The organism is Sinimarinibacterium flocculans (assembly GCF_003201205.1).
Taxonomy (GTDB): Bacteria; Pseudomonadota; Gammaproteobacteria; order Nevskiales; family Nevskiaceae; genus Solimonas; species Solimonas flocculans.
The window spans coordinates 122,653-141,380 of sequence record NZ_QICN01000007.1; the positions used below are offsets into that span (position 1 = coordinate 122,653).

Genomic DNA, 18,728 nt, shown 5'->3' on the forward strand with positions numbered 1-18,728 from the left:
GGAACAACGGCGGCCGGCGACGGGCGCGTTCAGCCCTGCCTGCGGATGGCCGACTCGGCCAGCACGACGCGGTCACGCCCCTGTTCTTTGGCGCGGTACAGCGCGCGGTCCGCCGCCTTCATCACCACCTCGGCGGTGGCGCCGTGATCCGGGAACAGGCCGATGCCGCAGGACACCGTCACCGCGCCGATGCTGCGACCGTCGCAGTCGTGATGCAGGTCGCGGGCGGACCGGCAGATCACTTCCGCCAGTTCGAGTGCCCGCGATGCCGGTGCCCCGGGCAGCAGCAGCAGGAACTCTTCGCCGCCGTAGCGGCAGGCGATGTCGCTGCGACGCACACCGCCGACCAGCAACTGGGCGACGCGGCGGATCACGGCGTCGCCGCAGGCGTGGCCGAAACGGTCGTTGATCGACTTGAAGTGGTCGATGTCGACCATGATGATCGCCAGCGGCTCGCCGTTGCGGCGCGCACGCGCGAACTCGCGCTCGACCGCGTCTTCGAGGTGGCGGCGATTGAACAGCGCCGTCAGCGGATCGCGCAGCGCCTGTTCGCGCAGCATGTTCTGCAGCGCCTCCTCGGCCTGCTTGCGCGCCGAGATGTCCTCGATCTGGACGACGAAGTGGCGCGGTACGTCCCGTGCGTCCCGGACCGCCGAAACGCTCAGGTTGACCCAGACGACGTGGCCGTCCTTGTGGAAGTAGCGCTTCTCCATCTGGTAGGACTGCAGCTCGCCGTTGGCCAGGCGCCGCACCTGCTCGGTATCCGCCTGCAGATCCTCGGGGTGCGAGATGCTCTGGTAGTCGGCGCTGAGCAACTCCGACTCCGGGTAACCGAAGATCCGGCACAGCGAGCCGTTGACGCGCAGCCAGTGCCCGTCCAGCGACACCAAACCCATGCCGATCGTCGCCGACTCGAAGGCGGAGCGGAACCGCTCCTCGCTCTCGCGCAGCGATTCCTGGGCAGCCAGCAGTGCGGCATTTGCCTGTTCGACCTCCCCCAGCATGCGGGCGGTCCGCGTCGCCAGCCGGCGGTCGAGCGAGGACGCCACCAGCGTGGCGATCAGCAGGCTCAGGATCACGCTGCCCAGCGCGGCCGCCAGCCCCTCGGGACTCAGGCCGAGACCGCCCCCCGCCACCAGGCAGGTGCTGCCTTCGGCGAAGTTCGCTGCCGCCATGCCGGTGTAGTGCATGCCGGCGATAGCGCAGCCCATGACCAGCGCGCTGACCAGCTTGCCGGCCACGGCGAGATGCGAAGTCGTCGAGCGCAGGGTGAACGCCAGCCACAGCGCCGCGGTGGCCGCGGCGATCGCGATGCCGATCGACGCGGCGAACCATCCCGGGTCGTATTCGATCGGTGGTGACATGCGCATCGCCGCCATGCCGGCGTAGTGCATCGCGGCGATGCCGCCGCCCATGATGATCCCGGCGCCGAGCAGACTCAGCGCGCCGAGCACGCGGCGGCTGGCGACACTCAGTGCGTAGCCGGAAGTCACCACCGCGATCAGCAGGGAGGCGGCGGTGATCCAGCCGTCATAGAAGACCGGGATCGGCAGCTCGAACGCCAGCATGCCGATGAAATGCATCGACCAGATGCCGGCCCCCATCGCGGCCGAACCGCCGAGCAGCCACAGTGTCGCGGTCCGGCCGCTGCTGTGGGTGACGCGACCCGCCAGATCGAGGGCCGTGTACGACGCCATCGTCGCGACGACGATGGAAAGCAGCACCAGGGTGTTGTCGTAGGTCGCTATCACGGCGGGTTCGCCCGGAACAGGCCGACAGTCAATCACGACTGGCGGGCGACAGCCAGCGTCGCCGTGCACGACCCGCCGGGGCCGTATTGCACCGTCTTGGCGATCCCGCTAGAATCGCGGCCCTTTTTGGGTCGAATGGCCCTGCCCGATCACAAAGCGAGTAAGCGTTTATGCCTTCTGTCCGCGTTCGCGAGAACGAGCCTTTCGAAGTGGCCGTGCGCCGTTTCAAGCGCACCTGCGAAAAGGCCGGCGTCCTGACCGACCTGCGCAAGCACGAGTACTACGAGAAGCCGAGCCAGGAGCGCAAGCGCAAGCGCGCTGCCGCGGTCAAGCGCCAGGCAAAGAAGGTCCAGCGCGAATCGAACCGGCGGATTCGCCTGTTCTGATCGGCGTCCTGCCCCGTTGCGGCCACCGGCCGCGACGGTTCAGACAAGAACAACACGCGGCTTCGGGCCGCGTTTTGTGTTTGTGGAGATAAAGCGATGAGCGACCTCAAGACCCGCATCACCGAAGACGTGAAGACCGCGATGCGCGCCGGCGACAAGCCGCGCCTGTCGGTCCTGCGCATGCTGCAGGCCGAGCTCAAGCAGCGCGAGGTCGTCGATGCCGTCGAGCTGACCGAGGCCGTGATCCACGCGGCCGTCGAGAAGATGGTCAAGCAGCGTCGTGACTCGGAGTCGCAGTTCCGCAACGCCAATCGCACCGATCTCGCCGACAAGGAAGCCGCCGAGATCGCCGTACTGCTCGACTACCTGCCGCAACAGCTCAGCGAAACCGAGGTCGCCGCGCTGATCGACCAGGCCATTGCCGAGACCGGCGCCGCGGGCGGCAAGGACATGGGCAAGGTCATGGGCTGGATCAAGCCCAAGGCCCAGGGTCGCACCGACATGGGCAAGCTGTCGGGCCTGATCAAAGCGAAACTCGGGTAGATTGGGGCTCCGCTTGTTTTGAAAGTCGCCGCCATGGATGGCGGCGGCTTGTCAGGACGACAAATGTCCCGCATCCCCGACGCCTTCATCCACGACCTGCTCGCACGCACCGATATCGTCGAGCTGATCGGCGCGCGCATCGAGCTCAAGCGCGCCGGACGCGAGTTGCGCGGCCTGTCGCCGTTCACCAACGAGAAGACCCCCTCGTTCTACGTGAACCCGAACAAGCAGATGTTCTTCGACTTCAGCTCGGGCAAGAACGGCAACGCCATCGGCTTTCTAATGGAGTACGACCGCCTGAGTTTCGTCGAGGCGGTCGAGGATCTGGCGCAGCGCGCCGGCATCGAGGTGCCGCGCGAAGGCGGACAGGACGCCCGCGTGGTGATGGACGGACCGCTCGACGCACTCGCCGCCGCGCAGCGCTTCTTCCGCGAGCGCCTGCGCGAGGCGCCGCAGGCGATCGAGTACCTCAAGAAACGTGGCGTCTCCGGCGACACGGCCAAGCACTTCGGCATCGGCTTCGCGCCCGACGGCTGGGACCACCTCACCCGCTTTCTCAAGGACACGCGCCACGCGATCGACGCCGGCCTGCTGATCGAGAAGGAGCAGGGAGGCGCCTACGACCGCTTTCGCAACCGCGTCACCTTCCCGATCCGCGATACCCGCGGCCGCGTGATCGGCTTCGGCGGTCGCACACTCGGCAACGACCCGGCCAAGTATCTGAACTCCCCGGAAACGCCCCTGTTCCACAAGGGCCGCAATCTCTATGGCCTGTACGAGGCCAGGCAGGCGAGCACCGCCGCACTTCCGTACCTGCTGGTGGTCGAAGGCTACATGGACGTGGTGATGCTCTCGCAGCACGGCATTCACGAGGCGGTCGCGACCCTGGGCACCGCCACCACGCGCGAGCACCTGCAACTGCTGTTCAAGTCCACGAGCAAGGTCGTGTTCTGCTTCGACGGCGACCGCGCCGGTCGCTCCGCCGCCTGGCGCGCGCTTGAGCAGGCGCTGCCGGAAAGCCTTGAAGGCCGCGAATGCGCCTTCATGTTCCTGCCCGACGGCCACGATCCGGACACGCTGGTGCAGGCCGAGGGCGCCGAGGCGTTCCGGTCCCGCATCGGCCAGGCGCAGCCGCTGTCGCAGTTCCTGCTCGGCGAGCTGGGCAGGCAGGTCAACCTCGGCACGCTCGAAGGGCGCGCGCGCCTGATTGCCCTGGCGCGGCCACACCTGGAAAAGCTGCGCGAGGGGCCGCTGCGCACCCTGATGCTCGACGAACTGGCCCGGCTCGCACGCATGGGTCGCGGCGACGTGGACGCCGCGATGCGCAAGGAGCCGCCGCAACCCATGGCGTCGGCGGCAACCGGCCCAGTCGAAGCGGTGCCACCCGGAGCCGCCCGTCCGGTGCGGCGCCTGCTGCAGTTGCTGCTGGAACGCCCCGATCTGGCGGAGCGTGTCGACAACATTCCGCTGCTGCTGCAGGCCGGCGCTCCCGGAATCGACGTGCTGATCGAAGCGGTGGACTGGTTCCACACCCATCCGGACGCGCACGCGGCGCAGTTGCTGGAGGCGTGGAAGGACCAGCCACGCGGCCGGGCCGTCGGCCGTCTGCTGGCGCAGGGCAGCGTCGCGCTCGACGATGCGGCGATCGAGGCCGAATTTCTCGACGGGCTGGCGCGGCTGCGCGACAAGGCGCTGCGCGCACGGGTACAGGAGCTGCTGGCGCAGGCGCGGCTGCGCAGTCTCAGCGAGGCCGAGACGCGCGAAATCGATGCGATCACGCGACAGATCGGCAACCGGACTGGGCGCGAATCGGTCAAAACATCGCCCGCGGAGGGCGGTTGAGGGTATAATACGGGGTTCTTTGCGCCGGTCTGATGCCGGGGCGTCGTCACACGAGATCTGCATGGCAACGAACAGCGACAAGGCGGGCAACAGCGACAAGCACGAAAAGGCGCTTCTGAGCGACAAGCAGGCGCAGAAGCAGTCCCAGATCAAGGTGCTGATCGCGCTCGGCAAGGAAAAGGCCTACCTGACCTACGCCGAGGTCGCCGACCATCTGCCGGAAATCGTCGATACCGAGCAGATCGAAGACATCATCAGCATGATCCAGGCGATGGGCATCCCGGTCCACGAGGAAGCCCCGGAAGAGGATCAGCAGCTGTTCTCGGAACCGGCGGTCGTCGCGACCAACGAGGAAGAGGAAGAGGCCGCCGAGGAAGCCGCCGCCGCAATCGCCGCGCTCGACGACCAGTTCGGTCGCACTACCGACCCGGTGCGCATGTACATGCGCGAGATGGGCTCGGTGGAACTGCTCGACCGCGAGGGCGAGATCCGCATCGCCAAGCGCATCGAGGAAGGCCTCAACGAGGCCATGTTCGCGATGGCGCAGTACCCGGAAACGGTCGCGATCCTGCTCGAGGCCTTCGAGAACTACAAGCAGGGCAACAAGCGGCTGGGTGACATCATCACCGGCTTCTTCGACCCGAACGCACCCGACGAGATTCCGCCGCCGGCCCCGCCGCCGTCCGCCGACGACAACGACGACGACGATGACGACGACGGTGACGGCGACGAAGAGGAAACCGTCGACACCGGACCGGACCCGGTGCTCACCGCCGAGGCCTTCGCCGAGCTGCAGAAGCTCTACGACAAGGCCTGGGACGCGCTGCTCAAGCGCGGCAGCCACGACAAGAAGACGCAGGAAAAGCGCGAGGCCGTGGCCCACCACATCATGACCTTCAAGCTCTCGCCGAAGATCGTCGACGAGATCACGCGCAACCTGCGCGCGAAGATCGACCTGATCCGCCGCACCGAGCGCCAGATCATGCGCATCTGCGTGGTCGACGCCGGCATGGGACGCGACGAGTTCCTCAAGTCCTACCGCGAGGCCGGCGCTGCCACCAATCCGGACTGGATCAACAAGGCGATCCGCGCCAAGCGCAAGTACTCCTCCGAGCTGAACAACCGCAAGGACGAGATCTTCGCGCTGCAGGAGACGCTCAAGAAGATGGAGGGCGACAACCTGCTCTCCCTCGACGAGATCAAGGACATCAACCGCCGCGTGAACGTCGGCGAGGCCAAGGCCCGCCGCGCGAAGAAGGAGATGGTCGAGGCCAACCTGCGCCTGGTGATCTCGATCGCCAAGAAGTACACCAACCGCGGCCTGCAGTTCCTCGACCTGATCCAGGAAGGCAACATCGGCCTGATGAAGGCGGTCGATAAGTTCGAGTTCCGCCGCGGCTTCAAGTTCTCGACCTACGCCACATGGTGGATCCGCCAGGCCATCACGCGCTCGATCGCCGACCAGGCACGCACCATCCGCATCCCGGTGCACATGATCGAGACGATCAACAAGCTCAACCGCATCTCGCGGCAGATGCTGCAGGAGATGGGCCGCGAGCCGACGCCCGAAGAGCTGGCGAAGAAGATGGAGATGCCGGAGGACAAGATCCGCAAGGTGCTCAAGATCGCCAAGGAACCGATCTCGATGGAAACGCCGATCGGCGACGACGAGGATTCGCACCTCGGCGACTTCATCGAGGACTCCTCGGCCGTCTCGCCGCTCGAGGACGCCACCTCGCGCTCGCTCGCCGAGGCCACGCACCAGATCCTCGCCAGCCTGACGCCGCGCGAGGCCAAGGTGCTGCGTATGCGCTTCGGCATCGACATGACCACCGACCACACCCTCGAGGAAGTCGGCAAGCAGTTCGACGTCACCCGCGAGCGCATCCGTCAGATAGAGGCCAAGGCCTTGCGCAAGCTGCGCCACCCGAGCCGCGCCAACTACCTGCGCAGCTTCCTGGAAGAGTGAGCTTCGCTCTCGGATGCAACGAGAAAGCCCCGCAATGCGGGGCTTTTTCATTTGCGGGATCGGACGGGGCTCAGAAGTTGAACCGTCCGCCCACCGTCCAGCCGTCGGCATCGTCGCTGATCGAGTAGCCCGCGCCCAGCGACAGGGCCGGCGTCAGGTGGAACAGCCCGGACAGGGTCAGCGTGGTCTCGTCCTCGTCGAAGACATCGACGTAGTCGACGTTCACCGCGCCCTCGACATAGGGCGTGAACAGGTGCCGCAGTCCCAGACCCAGGCCGTAGCCGGTGTCGTCCTCGCTGCCGTCGGCAATCGTTCCGTCGGAACTGAATTCGACGCTCACGAACGCCGCTTCGGCGGTCAGGTCGGTCACGGGTGCCAGCGGGATCCGGTAGCCGAGCCCCGCCGTGATCACTTCCTGCTCGAGCGTCGCACCGCCGAGAAATTCGTCGCTCTCGATCTCGCCGTAGCTGGCGAACAGATAGGCCTGCTCGGCGATCTGCCCCGAAACCTTGGCGCGAAATCCGTCGTACTCGATGTCGCCTTCATCGGGCTCGACCTGCACATAGCCGGCTTCCACGTAGTTGTATGACAGCTCCTGGGCGGCCGCGGTCAGCGGCGCGGCAAGGGCCGCCGCCGCACAGAGTGATTCAAGCATGCGCATGGTCGTTCTCCTGATGGGTCCTGGACGTTCCTGAGTCGTGCGCCCCCTGCTCTGCGGTGGGTCGCGGCGCACATCTAGCCTGCCGATACATTGCTGCACGCTGAAAGCACCCCCGTAAAAGCAGAAACCCCGCTTGCGCGGGGTTCCTGGTACGGCGGCGGGGTGTGCGACTCAGAAGCGAAAGCGCATGCCTGCCCGAACGTCCTCGACGGTGGCCTCGCCGTCGTCGTTCTCCAGCTGGCTGACCCGGTAGTCGGCGAACAGGCCGAAGCTGCGGTCCAGATTGAAGCCCAGCCCCACGACGTACTCGAGGCCGTCGCTGTCGCCGACGTCGAGGTAACCGACGCGCGCGTCGAGGGTGACGAAGCGGGCGAGGTCGGCCTTGAGGCCCAGATGCCCGCCCCAGCCGCTCTCCTCACCTTCCCCGGAGAACAGCGTCTGCGCGACTTCCAGATCGTTGCGCACATACTCGACCAGCCCGTAGAGCGGCCAGGGCGTCTTGTAGCCGAGGCCGATCCGCGTCGTCTCGACGGTTGCCGTGGCGGTCGGAAAGTCGTTGTCGGTCGACTGGTATTCGCCCGACAGGAACACGCTCTCGCCGAGCATCGCCGCAAGCTTGACGCCGAAACCGTCCCCGTCGTCGGATTCGACCGCAGCGGCACCGTCGAAGTCGAACTCCAGCGTCGAGTCCGCGATGTAGTAGATGTCGAGGTAGGCCATGTCGGCCGCCGTGGCGGCCGACGACGCCGCCAGCAGGCCGCCGAACAGCATTGCCGGGACCGTGCCTCTGATTGCTCTCCCAACCCGTGTCATGTTGTCCTCCGATTATTCGTATCCGCGCCGGGCTTCCGGCGCCGCGCCTCAGGCCCGCCGGAGTATAGCGACCGCATCCTTCGGGCGGCAGTGCCGGGCAACGGCCACAAAAAAGGCACGCCATGCGTGCCTTTTCCGAACCACGGGCGCCGGCGCTGCCTACTCGGCGGACGGCCCGCTCGCGGCGTGAACGCTCGGCGTGTACAGCGGGCCGGGCTGGGCCGCGAAGTACCGCGACAGCTCGCGGATGTCCGCGTCGCTGAGCGCGCCGGCCTGTGCGGCCATGATCGCGTTCTTGCGCTCGCCGTCGCGATAGCCGCGCAGGCTGTGCTCGAGGTAGTTCGCGTATTGTCCGGCCAGCACCGGGTACTCCGGCAGGATCGGCTTGGCGCCGCCCTCCCCGTGGCAGGCGGCGCAGGCCGCGGCCTTTTCCGGCGCCTGGGCGAAGGCGCCCAGCGGCAGCAGGGCGAGCAGGGCGATGCAGGTGATGCGCTTCATGAAGCTGACCTCAGTTGGCGGGGGCCGACGACAGGAACGCGGCAATGTCGGCGATGTCCTGGTCGGACAGGCTCGCCGCTTGCGCGTGCATCGTCGGGTGCGGACGCTCGCCGCTGCGGTAGGCCTTCAACGCCGATGCCAGATACGCGGCCGGCTGGCCGCCGAGCTTGGGCACGCGGTACGTCGGGTAGGCGTTGTTGTACTTGGGAATGCCGTGGCAGCCCATGCAGGTGCTGGACTTGACGCGACCGGCCTCGGCATCGCCTTGCGCGAACGCCGCGGGCGCGGTCAGGGAGGCGGCAAGGGCAAGTACGCCCCAACGCGCAAACTTCATGTCTGGGACTCCAGGAAAACCGGGTGGGCCTTGAGCAAAGGCGCGATATGTTCCGGGAATTGCCCCGCGGGGTCAACGCGTCGGTACGTTGCCGGGATCGGTGCCGCCGTAAGCTGCTACCCTCGCGCCACCGCCCTGCACGTCCGTTCTCCGTGATCCGGCCAGCGTTTCGCATGCCTTCCGTCCCCACGTTTCTCCGTGCCGGCACCGGTTCTTCCTGCGAAGGCCCGGACCGCCTGCCGCGAGGGCCGCGATGAGTGCCGTGATCCGGCCGGCGGCGGACGCCTCCCAGGAGATTGCGGCGGTTGACCTGGGGTCCAACAGCTTCCACATGATGGTGGCGCGCAGCGACGGCGCCGAGGTGCAGGTCATTGATCGCCTGCGCGAACCCGTGCGCCTGGCCTCCGGCCTGGACGCCGACAAGCGCCTGCAACCGGACGCCGCGATGCGGGCGCTCTCCTGCCTGCAACGCTTCGGGCAACGCCTGCGCGGCATCCCCGCCGAGCGGGTGCGGGCGGTGGGCACCAACACGATGCGCAAGCTGCGCAACAGTCGCGATTTCCACGCCGCCGCGGAGGCGGCGCTCGGCCACGAGATCGAGATCATCTCGGGCATGGAGGAGGCGCGGCTGGTCTACGGCGGCGTCACCCACGGCATGCGCGCCGAGCAGGCACGCCGCCTCGTCGTCGACATCGGCGGCGGCAGTACCGAGCTGATCATCGGCCGTCGCAGCGAGCCGCGCCTGATGGAATCGGTTTCGCTGGGCTGCGTCGTGCACACGCAGCGCTTCTTCGAGGACGGCGAGATCTCGGCGGCGCGCTTCAAGCGGGCCCGCCTCGCCGCGCGTGTCGAGCTCGAATTTCTCGAGCGGCCCTACCGCCGCGCCGGCTGGGACGTCGCCATCGGTTCGAGCGGCACGATCCGCGGTATCTGGCGCGTGATCATGGGTCAGGGCTGGAGCCGGCAGCACATCACCCGCGAGGGGCTGGAGAAGACGATCGACCTCGTCCTGCAGCGCCGTCACGTCGACCAGATCGACTTTCCCGACCTGCGCGAGGATCGCCGACCGGTGTTCATCGGCGGACTCGCCGTGCTGGCCGGCATCTTCGACACGCTCGGCATCGAGGCGATGGAGACCTCGGAACGCGCGCTGCGCGAGGGCCTGATCTACGACCTGCTCGGCCGCCTGTCGAACCACGACGTGCGCGACGAGTCGGTGCAGGCAATGGCGGCGCGCTATGCGGTCGACGTCCGTCATGCCGGGGAGCTGTCGCGCACGGCGCTGAAGATCCTCGATCAGGCCGGCCGCAGCTGGAACCTCGACATGCGCGTGGCACGCCAGTTCCTGCACTGGGCCGCGCAACTGCACGAGGTGGGGCTGGTGATCACGCACAACGGTTACCACAAGCACAGCCACTACATCCTGCGCAACAGCGACCTGCAGGGCTTCTCGCAGACCGAGCAGAAGCTGCTGGCGGCGCTGGTCCGCCTGCATCGCGGCCGCTTCGCACTGGAGACGCTCGACGAGCTGCCGACGATCTGGGTCGAGCCGGTCAAGCGCATGGCGATGATCCTGCGTCTGGCCTACCTGCTGCACCGCTCGCGCTCGCCCGACCTGCGCCCGCCGGTGCGCGTGACCGCGAACCGACGCGGCTACGAGCTGCAGTTCACGCAGAAGCACTGGCTCGACAAGCACCCGCTCACGCTCGCCGATCTCGAGCGGGAAGCCGAAGTGCTGGCGAGCGCGCAGCTGCGCCTGAAGCTCGCCAGCTGAGACCGCCGCAAAGAAGGCGCTTCAGGCCTCTTCCATGAAGCGCAGCTGCACCGGCTTGCTGCCGTCCTGCGCTGGGCGCAGGTAGCTGCCGTCGGGCTGCAGCACCCAGCTCTGGGCGGTATCGGCGAGATAGGCGTGCAGATGTTCGAGCACCCGCTCGCGCAGCTTCTTGTCGAGCACCGGAAACGCCACCTCGACGCGGCGGAACAGGTTGCGCTCCATCCAGTCCGCGCTCGACAGGTACAGCTCGGCGTCGCCGTCGTTGGCGAACCAGTAGCAGCGGTGATGCTCGAGGAAGCGACCGATGATCGAGCGCACGTGGATGTTCTCGGAGAGGTCCTTCACGCCCGGACGCAGCGAACACATGCCGCGCACGATCAGGTCGACCTTCACGCCGGCGCGCGATGCCCGGTACAGCGCGAGGATCGTCTCCGACTCCACCAGCGCATTCATCTTGGCGATGATGCGCGCCGGCCGGCCTGCAACCGCATGCGCGATCTCGCGCTCGATCTTCGACTGCAGTTGCCTGGCCAGAGAGAACGGCGACTGCAGCAGGCGGTGCAGCTTGGTGACCTTGCCCAGACTGGTGAGCTGCAGGAAGACGGCGTGCACGTCCTTGCAGATCTGCGAATCGGCGGTGAACAGGCCGTAGTCGGTATAGATGCGCGCGGTGCGCGGGTGGTAGTTGCCGGTGCCCAGGTGTGCGTAATAGCGCAGCGTCGAGCCGCCGACGCTGGTGGCGTCCTCGCGGCGCACGACCAGGCACATCTTCGCGTGCGTCTTGTAGCCGACGACGCCGTAGACCACGTGTGCGCCCACCTCCTGCAGCTGTTCGGCAAGGTCGATATTGGCTTCCTCGTCGAAGCGCGCGCGCAGCTCGACGACGACGGTGACCTCCTTGCCGTTGCGCGCCGCCTCGATCAGCGCTTCGGCCACGGCCGACTTGTCGCCGGTGCGGTACAGCGTCTGCTTGATCGCCAGCACGCGCGGATCGCGCGCCGCGTGGCGCAGGAAATCCACGACCGGCATGAACGACTCGTACGGGTGCTGCAGCAGCTGGTCGCGTTCGCGGATCGCCGCGAACACGTCGGGGCCGGCGAAGGCCTTGGGGATGCGCGGCGTGTACGGGGGATACTTGAGTTCCGGCCGGTCGACCATGTCCGGAATCGTCATCAGGCGGTGCAGGTTCACCGGGCCGTTGACCTGGTAGACGTCGGCGGGCGTGAGCTGCGCGACGTCCATCAGGTACTGCCAGAGATGCTCGGGACAGTTGTGCGCGACCTCGAGGCGCACGATGTCGCCCCACTGCCGCTGCGACAGCTCGCCTTCGAGCGCCTCCATCAGGTCCTTGACCTCTTCCTCGTCGACCAGCAGGTCGGAGTTGCGGGTCAGGCGGAACTGGTAGCTGCCGGTCGCCTCCATGCCCGGGAACAGGTCGTCGACGTAGGCATGGATGACGCTCGACAGGAACACGAAGTCGTGCGGCCCGGTTCCCGGCACCTCGGGCGGAATCTGGATCAGCCGCGGCAGCGCGCGCGGCGCCTGCACGATGGCGAAGCCGGTGTTGCGCCCGAACGCGTCCTTGCCCGACAGCTGCACGATGAAGTTCAGGGACTTGTTGAGGATGCGCGGAAACGGATGCGCCGGGTCGAGGCCGATCGGCGAGAGCACCGGCATCAGCTCGTTGTGGAAGTAGTTCTTCAGCCAGGCATCCTGCTCCGTCGACCATTCGGAGCGGCGCACGAAGCGGATGCGCTCGCGATCGAGCGCCGGGATGATGACGTCGTTGAACAGCCGGTACTGGGCGTCGACCAGCTCGTGCGCGCGCTTGCTGATCGCCGCCAGGGTCTCGGCCGGCGTCATGCCGTCGGCGCCGCGCTGCAGCGGGTTGAGTTCGGCCATCTGCTGCACGCCGGCGACGCGGATCTCGAAGAACTCGTCGAGATTCGCGCTGGCGATGCACAGGAACTTGAGCCGCTCCAGCAGCGGCACGGATTCGTCGAGCGCCTGCTCGAGCACGCGCCGGTTGAACTCGAGCAGGCTCAGCTCGCGGTTCAGGAACAGGTCGGCGGGCGCAAATCCCTGCTCGGAAAGGTCCGGCAGCGCCGGTGGTTCCTTGGTCATCCTCGACACCCGGTCACGAACGGTCTGTCAGTCTATGACAGCCCGGTGGCCGAAAGGTGACAGCCCCGCGCTCAGCGACCGGTCGCGGCCTGTTCGCGTTCCAGGCGCAGTGCACGCGTCTTCGGCGGCGCGCCGGTGATCAGCCGGTCGCCCTCCTTGCGCGTGAAGTACTTCCACGCCCACTGCAGGAACACGCGCACGCGCTGCTCGGCATCGATCAGCGACATGATGTGCACGAAGGCCCAGACGAACCAGGCGAGGACGCCGGAAACGCGCATCACGCGCAGGTCGCCGACGGCCTTGTTCATGCCGATGACCGCCATCGAACCCAGATCGCGGTAGCGGAACGCCGCCGGCGCCGGCCGGTTGCGCAGCCGCGCACGGATCACGCCGGCGACGTAGCGCCCCTGCTGGATCGCGGCCGGCGCAAGGCCGGGCACCTCGCGCCCGCGCGCATCGGTGAGCCGCGCCAGATCGCCGATCACGAAGATCTCCGGGTGCCCCGGCAGCGAGCAGTCGGCCTCGACCTTCACGCGACCGCCGCGGTCCAGCAGCACGCCGGTGCGCTCGGCGAGAATTTCGCCGAAGTACGAGGCCTTGACGCCGGCGGCCCACAGCACCGTCGCCGTCTCGACCCGCTCGGCGTCCTCGCTGCCGCGCCGCATGCGCACGAAATCCGGCCCGATCTCCTCGACCTTGGTGCCGGTGCGCACGGTGACGCCCAGTTCCTCGAGATGCCGGCGGGCCGCGGTGCGCAGCTTCGGCGCGTAGACGGGCAGGACCTCGTCGGCCCCTTCCACCAGCAGGATCTGGGCACTGCGCGGATCGATACGGCGGAAGTCCCGCACCATGGTCTTGTGCGCGAGTTCGCCGAGCGCGCCGGCGAGTTCGACGCCGGTCGGCCCGGCACCGACGATGACGAAGCGCAGCAGTCTTGCCCGCTCGGCCGCATCGTCCGTCGCCTCGGCGCGCTCGAAGGCCTGGAACAGCTTGCGGCGGATTTCCAGGGCATGCTCGACCGTCTTGAGGCCCGGCGCGAACGCCGACCACGAGTCGCGTCCGAAGTAGTGGTGCTTGACGCCGGTCGCGACGATCAGCGTGTCGTACGCCAGCGTGCCGTGCTCATGGTGCAGCCGCCGCGCCTGCGGATCGAGTTCGTAGACCGCCGAGGTCAGGCAGGTGACGTTGCGCCGCCGCCGCAGCACGACGCGGTGCGGGATGGCGATGTCGCCCGGCGGGATCGCGCCGGTCGCCACCTGGTACAGCAGCGGCTGGAACAGCTGGAAGTTGCGCTTGTCGAGCAGCGTCACGCGGCAGCCGGCGCGACCGAGCCGCAGGGCCGCGTGCAGGCCGGCGAAGCCGCCGCCGACGATGACCACATGGTGTTGCGCGTCCAAATGCGGAGCATCCCGTAGGCATCGCTGCGATGTTGCAGCGCACAAAAGCCTAGGGCCGGCCCCGGTGGAACGCAATCACAGCCGCCTGTTAGCAGCGCTAGCAGCGCTCGCGGCGCGGCCTCCGCGCGCCGCCGGTCAGCGCGTGCGCTCGACCTCGTCCTCGAGCTGCGGCAAGCGGCGACGCATCCAGCGGTCCTGCAGCACATAGCGCGCGACGCGGGCGATGTCGCGGATGTACCCGGCATTGATCACGCCGCCGATCACCGCACCGATCACCGGCGCCACGCCGGCCGCCTTGCGCGTGCCCAGGTGCAGGCCGATGCGCCCGGACAAGGTCTTGAGGCTGAACTGCGCGGCGTCCTTGGCCAGCTCGCGTTCGGCGACGCGCTCGACACCGTCGCGCCAAGCCGCGTCGAGCATCGGCACGTCGCGCCTGAGCGCCTCCCAGGCCTGCTGCTTCTCCTCGAAGCTGTTGGCCGAGGCCAGCGCGAAGACGCCGATCGACAGCCCGCCTTCGGCGTGCCAGTCCTCGCCGTAGCAGTAGGCGCTGCGATGGATCGTGCGCAGTGCCAGCGTCAGCAGCGTCGGCACGTCGGCGACCATGCCGGCGGCGCCACCGATGCCGAAGGCAGCGCCGCTGCCGCCGCCCAGCGCCATTGCCCGACGCTCGACGCGCAAGGCCAGCTCGTCGCAGCGCTGCAGCCCGAACCCGGCGATGTCGGCGACGTGCTCGGCGCCGGCCCAGCGCAGGATGTCGCGCGGCCCGGAAAAGCGCCCCGCGGTGCGATCGAGCGCGCGCAGACTCGCCCGCAGTACCTCCACCGGAACCAGTCGCTGCGCTGCCTTGGCCGCGACCTGCCCCGGCCGCGACATGACCCGGGTGCCCCAGTCCGGCGGCGCCGCCAGCCAGCGCTCGATCTCGGCGCGGCGCGCCCAGGCGTAGTCGTCGATCGGCGGGGTTTCGCTCATGGTTGCGCTGCGGCGAGCCGGCGCAGGAAGGCCTGCAACGGCGGATTGACCTGGTCGGGATGCGTGAGGTTCGCGGCATGGGCGGCGCCATCGACGGCGACCACACCGTCGCAGCCACCCAGGCCGTCGGCCAGCGCCTGCGCGGCCTCCATGCCGATCGCGCTGTCGCGGGTACCGTGGATGACGATCGCCGGACAGGTGATTTCGGACAAACGCGGACTGATGTCGTCGCGCTCGAGCAGGCAGCGGCCGGGCTCGCGGATCAGCGCCTTCGGCCGCGCGCGCCACTTGGCGATCCAGCGCGCGTTCTCGGCAGGCTCGTCGATGATGATCGTGGCAATCGTCTGCGCGAGCGGGTCGACCGGTCCGTGCTCGGCCCAGGCGTCGAGCATCTGCCGGTAGGCGGCCCGCTTGTCGTCATGCTCCGCCGCGGCCTGCGTGTCGATCAGCACGAGGCCGAGCACGCGCTCCGGCGCGCTCAGCGCGAGCCGCAGCGACAGGTAGCCACCCTGCGACATGCCGCCGACGACGGCGCGCTCGAGTCCCAGATGATCCATCAGCCCCAGACAGTCGCGGGCCGAATCCCAGTAGCTGAACGGCTGTCCGTCGAACTCGGTCAGGCCGAAGCCGCGCTCGTCCCAGGTGATCACGCGGAACTCGCCGGCCAGAACCTCGACCTGCGGCGCGAACATCTCGTGATCCATCAAGAAGCCGTGCCCGAGAATCACCGGCAGGCCGCTGCCGCCGCTGTCCTCGAAGTACAGGTTCTGGCCGTTGATCCGTGCGTGCGGCATCCCGTCCTCCTCGCTGACACCCGTGTTTGACAGCCCGCGGCGCGAAAACGATTCTCGCGCCATGTGCCTGATTGCTCTCGCGCTCGACGCGCATCCGCAGTATGCCTTGGTCCTGGCGGCCAACCGCGACGAGTTCCATCACCGCCCGACGGCGCCGGCCTCGTGGTGGGATGACGCGCCGCAAATCTTCGGCGGGCGCGACCTGCAGAGTCACGGCACCTGGCTGGCGCTGGCGCGCGACGGCCGCTGGGCGGCGGTGACCAATGTCCGGCGCATGATCCCGCCCGATCCGAATGCGCCGTCGCGCGGCAGACTCGTCGCCCACTACCTGCGGCAGAGCGACGATGCTGCCGCCTACGCCGGCGCGCTGGAACCGGAAGCCGACCGCTATGCCGGGTTCAACCTGCTGCTCGGCGATGCCGCCGGCGCCTGGTACCTGAGCAACCATGACGGCTTCCGGCGCGAACGCCTCGCCGCAGGGGTGCACGCGGTCAGCAATGCCGCGCTCGACACGCCCTGGCCCAAGCTGGTCGCGCTGCGCGACACGGTGCGCGACTGGTGTGCCGAGGGGCGCACCGATACCGTCGAGCTGCTGACGGCGCTTGCCCGCGACCGCGTGGCCGACGACGCCGTGCTGCCGGACACCGGCGTCGGCGAAGCCATGGAGCGCTTCCTCGCACCCGCGTTCATCCGCGGCGACCGCTACGGCACGCGGGCCAGCACCGTGCTGACCATCGACCGGCAGGGTCACGCGCTGTTCACCGAGCACCGCTTCGGCCCGCACGGGGTCCCGACCGGGCACACCGTCGAATCCCTGCAGCTCGCCCCGTCGAATTGATTGTCGCTTTTTCGCTGGTCGCGCCGGGGCGGGCGGCCTAGCATCGCGGCATGCAGCAACTGCCCCCCACCGCCGAGATGCAGCGCGCCTATCTCGCCTCCGATGCGGGCTACGACGGCGTGTTCTACCTGGGTGTACGCACCACCGGCATCTTCTGCCGGCCGTCCTGCCGGGCGAAGAAGCCCAGGCCCGAGAACGTCGAGTTCTTTCCCGACCCCCGGGCCGCGACCTTCGCCGGCTACCGCGCGTGCAAGCGCTGCCGGCCGCTGGAAGCGCCGGGCACGCCACCGCCATGGATCGCGCGACTGATCGAGGACATCGAGTGCGACCCGTCGCGCCGCATCCGCGAACACGAGCTGCGCGCACGCGGGCTCGATCCGGCGCGCGTACGCCGCTGGTTCAAGAATCACTGCGGCATGAGCTTTGCCGCCTATTGCCGGGGACGACGCATGAACACCGCACTGCAGGCCATCCGCAACGGCGAGTCGGTGACCGATCTGGCGATCGGTCACGGCTTCGAATCCGAAAGCGGCTTTCGTGCCGCGTTCGCGCGCAGCTTCGGCCAGCCGCCGGCGGATGCCGGGCTCGACCCGATCCGGGTCGCCTGGCTCGACAGCCCGCTCGGACCGCTGCTCGCGGCCGCGCGCGACGAAGGCATCGTGCTGCTCGAATTCACCGAGCGGCGCATGCTCGAAGCACAGTTCGACACGCTGCGCCGGCACTTCGGCGTACCGCTGGTGCCGGGCGAGCACCGCCACCTCGCACGGCTCAGGACCGAACTCGCGGAGTATTTCGACGGCACGCGCAGGACCTTCACCCTGCCGTTGGCCTACCCGGGATCGGACTTCCAGCGCACGGTGTGGAGCGCCCTGCTCGACATCCCCTACGGCCGCACCTGTTCCTACGACGAGCTGGCCAGGGCCGTCGGCCGCCCCGGCGCCTGTCGTGCGGTGGGCACCACCAACGGCAAGAACCGCATCGCCATCCTCATTCCCTGCCACCGCGTCGTGAACAAGAACGGTCAGCTCGGCGGCTATGGCGGTGGGCTGTGGCGCAAGCAGCGGCTGCTGGAGATAGAGAACGCGACGAAGAAGCTCATTTGACACGAGGATGTGTCGGCGGAAATCAGGCGCCACCCGCGCTTGATTCCCGGGCGCGCAGAAGAAAAGCCATGTCCTTCCGGAGCGCCCTGAAAAAGGCCATGGAGGGCCTTCTTCGGCCAGCTATTTCAGCCGCAGTCCCCCGTCCACCGGCAGGATCGAGCCGGTCACATATGCGGCTTCTGCGGACAGCAGGTAGCGCACCGCGCGCGCGATCTCCTCGCCGCCGCCGAGCCGCTGCATCGGGATGCGCGCGAGTTCGGCGTCCTGCTGTGCCGCACTCATCTCGTTGCCGGTGGCCCACAGCATGTGGCCGGGCGCGACGCCGTTGACGCGAATCCCCGGCGCCAGCTCCAGCGCCAGCGTCTCGGTCAACGACGCCAGTCCGGCCTTCGCCGCGTAGTACGGGGCAAAGCCGGGCATCGGCCGGCGCAGCAGGGCATCGACGATATTGACGATCGCGCCGCCTTCGCCCATCAGCGGCGCGCAGGCCTGGATCAGCAACAGCGGCGCGCGCAGGTTGCTCGCCACCAGCTCGTCGATCTGCGCCACACCGATCGCACCCAGCGGCGTGCGGTGGTAGCTGGAGGCGTTGTTGACCAGTGCGTCGAGACGCTGCCAGCGGGCGTGCGCGGCCTTGGCCAGCGGCTCGATCGCCGCGGCGTCGCGCAGATCGGCGGCGACGGCGACGGCGCTGTCCGGCCGGCGCGCGTTGAGCGATTCCGCGAGTTCGCGGGCGGCGCCGATCGACGTATGCGCATGGACGACGACGTTCCAGCCGTCGCCGTGCAGGGCGTCGGCGATGGCGGCCCCGATGCGCCGCGCGGCGCCGGTGACCAGTGCCACTTTCGTTCGGGCTTTCGTATCGATCATCGGCGTATTCTATGCAGCCGCCCGCGCGCGCCGCGCCGGCACCTCCTCTCACGACACCGCAT

17 protein-coding genes are annotated in these 18,728 nt (G+C 68.4%); 7 read left to right on the forward strand and 10 right to left on the reverse strand.

What is annotated here, in order from left to right; genetic code table 11:
• Window positions 1-29 precede the first annotated feature (29 nt).
• The gene (locus C8D93_RS13290; protein ID WP_110265685.1) at window positions 30-1,751 is read right to left on the reverse strand and encodes a sensor domain-containing diguanylate cyclase; all 1,722 of its coding nucleotides are present in this window, start codon (window positions 1,749-1,751) and stop codon (window positions 30-32) included.
• A 170-nt stretch (window positions 1,752-1,921) separates the two neighbouring features.
• Here C8D93_RS13290 and rpsU point away from each other — a divergent pair, with 170 nt between their 5' ends.
• The 4 genes from rpsU (at window position 1,922) to rpoD (ending at window position 6,491) form a co-directional block, all read left to right on the forward strand.
• A complete protein-coding gene (gene rpsU / locus C8D93_RS13295; protein WP_110265686.1) occupies window positions 1,922-2,137 on the forward strand; it encodes a 30S ribosomal protein S21 in 216 nt (71 codons plus the stop codon).
• Window positions 2,138-2,233: 96 nt separating this feature from the next.
• On the forward strand, window positions 2,234-2,680 hold the full coding sequence (locus C8D93_RS13300) for a GatB/YqeY domain-containing protein (RefSeq protein WP_110265687.1): 447 nt from the start codon (window positions 2,234-2,236) through the stop codon (window positions 2,678-2,680).
• Window positions 2,681-2,743: 63 nt separating this feature from the next.
• Entirely contained in the window at window positions 2,744-4,522 is a 1,779-nt protein-coding gene (gene dnaG / locus C8D93_RS13305; protein WP_110265688.1) for a DNA primase, read from the forward strand.
• A gap of 61 nt (window positions 4,523-4,583) precedes the next feature.
• Window positions 4,584-6,491, forward strand: coding sequence for an RNA polymerase sigma factor RpoD (gene rpoD, locus C8D93_RS13310; RefSeq protein WP_110265689.1), 1,908 nt, complete (start codon window positions 4,584-4,586; stop codon window positions 6,489-6,491).
• Between the two features lie 70 nt (window positions 6,492-6,561).
• On the opposite strand, the gene C8D93_RS13315 is transcribed toward rpoD, so the two are convergent.
• The 4 genes from C8D93_RS13315 to C8D93_RS13330 form a co-directional block, all read right to left on the reverse strand.
• Complete coding sequence (locus tag C8D93_RS13315) at window positions 6,562-7,152, reverse strand: outer membrane beta-barrel protein (protein ID WP_110265690.1); 591 nt, start codon at window positions 7,150-7,152, stop codon at window positions 6,562-6,564.
• Between the two features lie 171 nt (window positions 7,153-7,323).
• Window positions 7,324-7,923, reverse strand: coding sequence for an outer membrane beta-barrel protein (locus tag C8D93_RS13320; protein WP_170124024.1), 600 nt, complete (start codon window positions 7,921-7,923; stop codon window positions 7,324-7,326).
• Between the two features lie 201 nt (window positions 7,924-8,124).
• On the reverse strand, window positions 8,125-8,463 hold the full coding sequence (locus C8D93_RS13325) for a c-type cytochrome (protein ID WP_110265692.1): 339 nt from the start codon (window positions 8,461-8,463) through the stop codon (window positions 8,125-8,127).
• Window positions 8,464-8,473: 10 nt separating this feature from the next.
• Window positions 8,474-8,797, reverse strand: coding sequence for a c-type cytochrome (locus tag C8D93_RS13330; protein WP_110265693.1), 324 nt, complete (start codon window positions 8,795-8,797; stop codon window positions 8,474-8,476).
• Window positions 8,798-9,050: 253 nt separating this feature from the next.
• Between C8D93_RS13330 and ppx the strand changes: the two genes are divergently transcribed.
• On the forward strand, window positions 9,051-10,571 hold the full coding sequence (gene ppx, locus C8D93_RS13335; protein WP_110265694.1) for an exopolyphosphatase: 1,521 nt from the start codon (window positions 9,051-9,053) through the stop codon (window positions 10,569-10,571).
• Between the two features lie 21 nt (window positions 10,572-10,592).
• Here ppx and ppk1 read toward each other — a convergent pair whose 3' ends face one another.
• The 4 genes from ppk1 to C8D93_RS13355 all read right to left on the reverse strand — a co-directional run bounded on the left by ppk1 (window position 10,593) and on the right by C8D93_RS13355 (window position 15,855).
• Window positions 10,593-12,695, reverse strand: coding sequence for a polyphosphate kinase 1 (ppk1, locus tag C8D93_RS13340; RefSeq protein WP_110265695.1), 2,103 nt, complete (start codon window positions 12,693-12,695; stop codon window positions 10,593-10,595).
• A gap of 71 nt (window positions 12,696-12,766) precedes the next feature.
• Entirely contained in the window at window positions 12,767-14,092 is a 1,326-nt protein-coding gene (locus C8D93_RS13345) for an NAD(P)/FAD-dependent oxidoreductase (protein WP_211307341.1), read from the reverse strand.
• Between the two features lie 135 nt (window positions 14,093-14,227).
• The gene (locus tag C8D93_RS13350; protein ID WP_110265697.1) at window positions 14,228-15,061 is read right to left on the reverse strand and encodes an EcsC family protein; all 834 of its coding nucleotides are present in this window, start codon (window positions 15,059-15,061) and stop codon (window positions 14,228-14,230) included.
• On the reverse strand, window positions 15,058-15,855 hold the full coding sequence (locus C8D93_RS13355) for an alpha/beta fold hydrolase (RefSeq protein ID WP_110265800.1): 798 nt from the start codon (window positions 15,853-15,855) through the stop codon (window positions 15,058-15,060). Before C8D93_RS13355 ends, C8D93_RS13350 begins: the two co-directional genes overlap by 4 nt.
• A 61-nt stretch (window positions 15,856-15,916) precedes the next feature.
• On the opposite strand from C8D93_RS13355, the gene C8D93_RS13360 reads away from it, so the two are divergent.
• Complete coding sequence (locus tag C8D93_RS13360; RefSeq protein WP_110265698.1) at window positions 15,917-16,693, forward strand: NRDE family protein; 777 nt, start codon at window positions 15,917-15,919, stop codon at window positions 16,691-16,693.
• 50 nt (window positions 16,694-16,743) lie between these two features.
• Complete coding sequence (locus tag C8D93_RS13365) at window positions 16,744-17,796, forward strand: bifunctional transcriptional activator/DNA repair enzyme AdaA (protein WP_110265699.1); 1,053 nt, start codon at window positions 16,744-16,746, stop codon at window positions 17,794-17,796.
• 120 nt (window positions 17,797-17,916) lie between these two features.
• On the opposite strand, the gene C8D93_RS13370 is transcribed toward C8D93_RS13365, so the two are convergent.
• Window positions 17,917-18,666, reverse strand: a complete 750-nt coding sequence (locus tag C8D93_RS13370; RefSeq protein WP_110265700.1) for a pteridine reductase — start codon at window positions 18,664-18,666, stop codon at window positions 17,917-17,919.
• Window positions 18,667-18,728 lie beyond the last annotated feature (62 nt).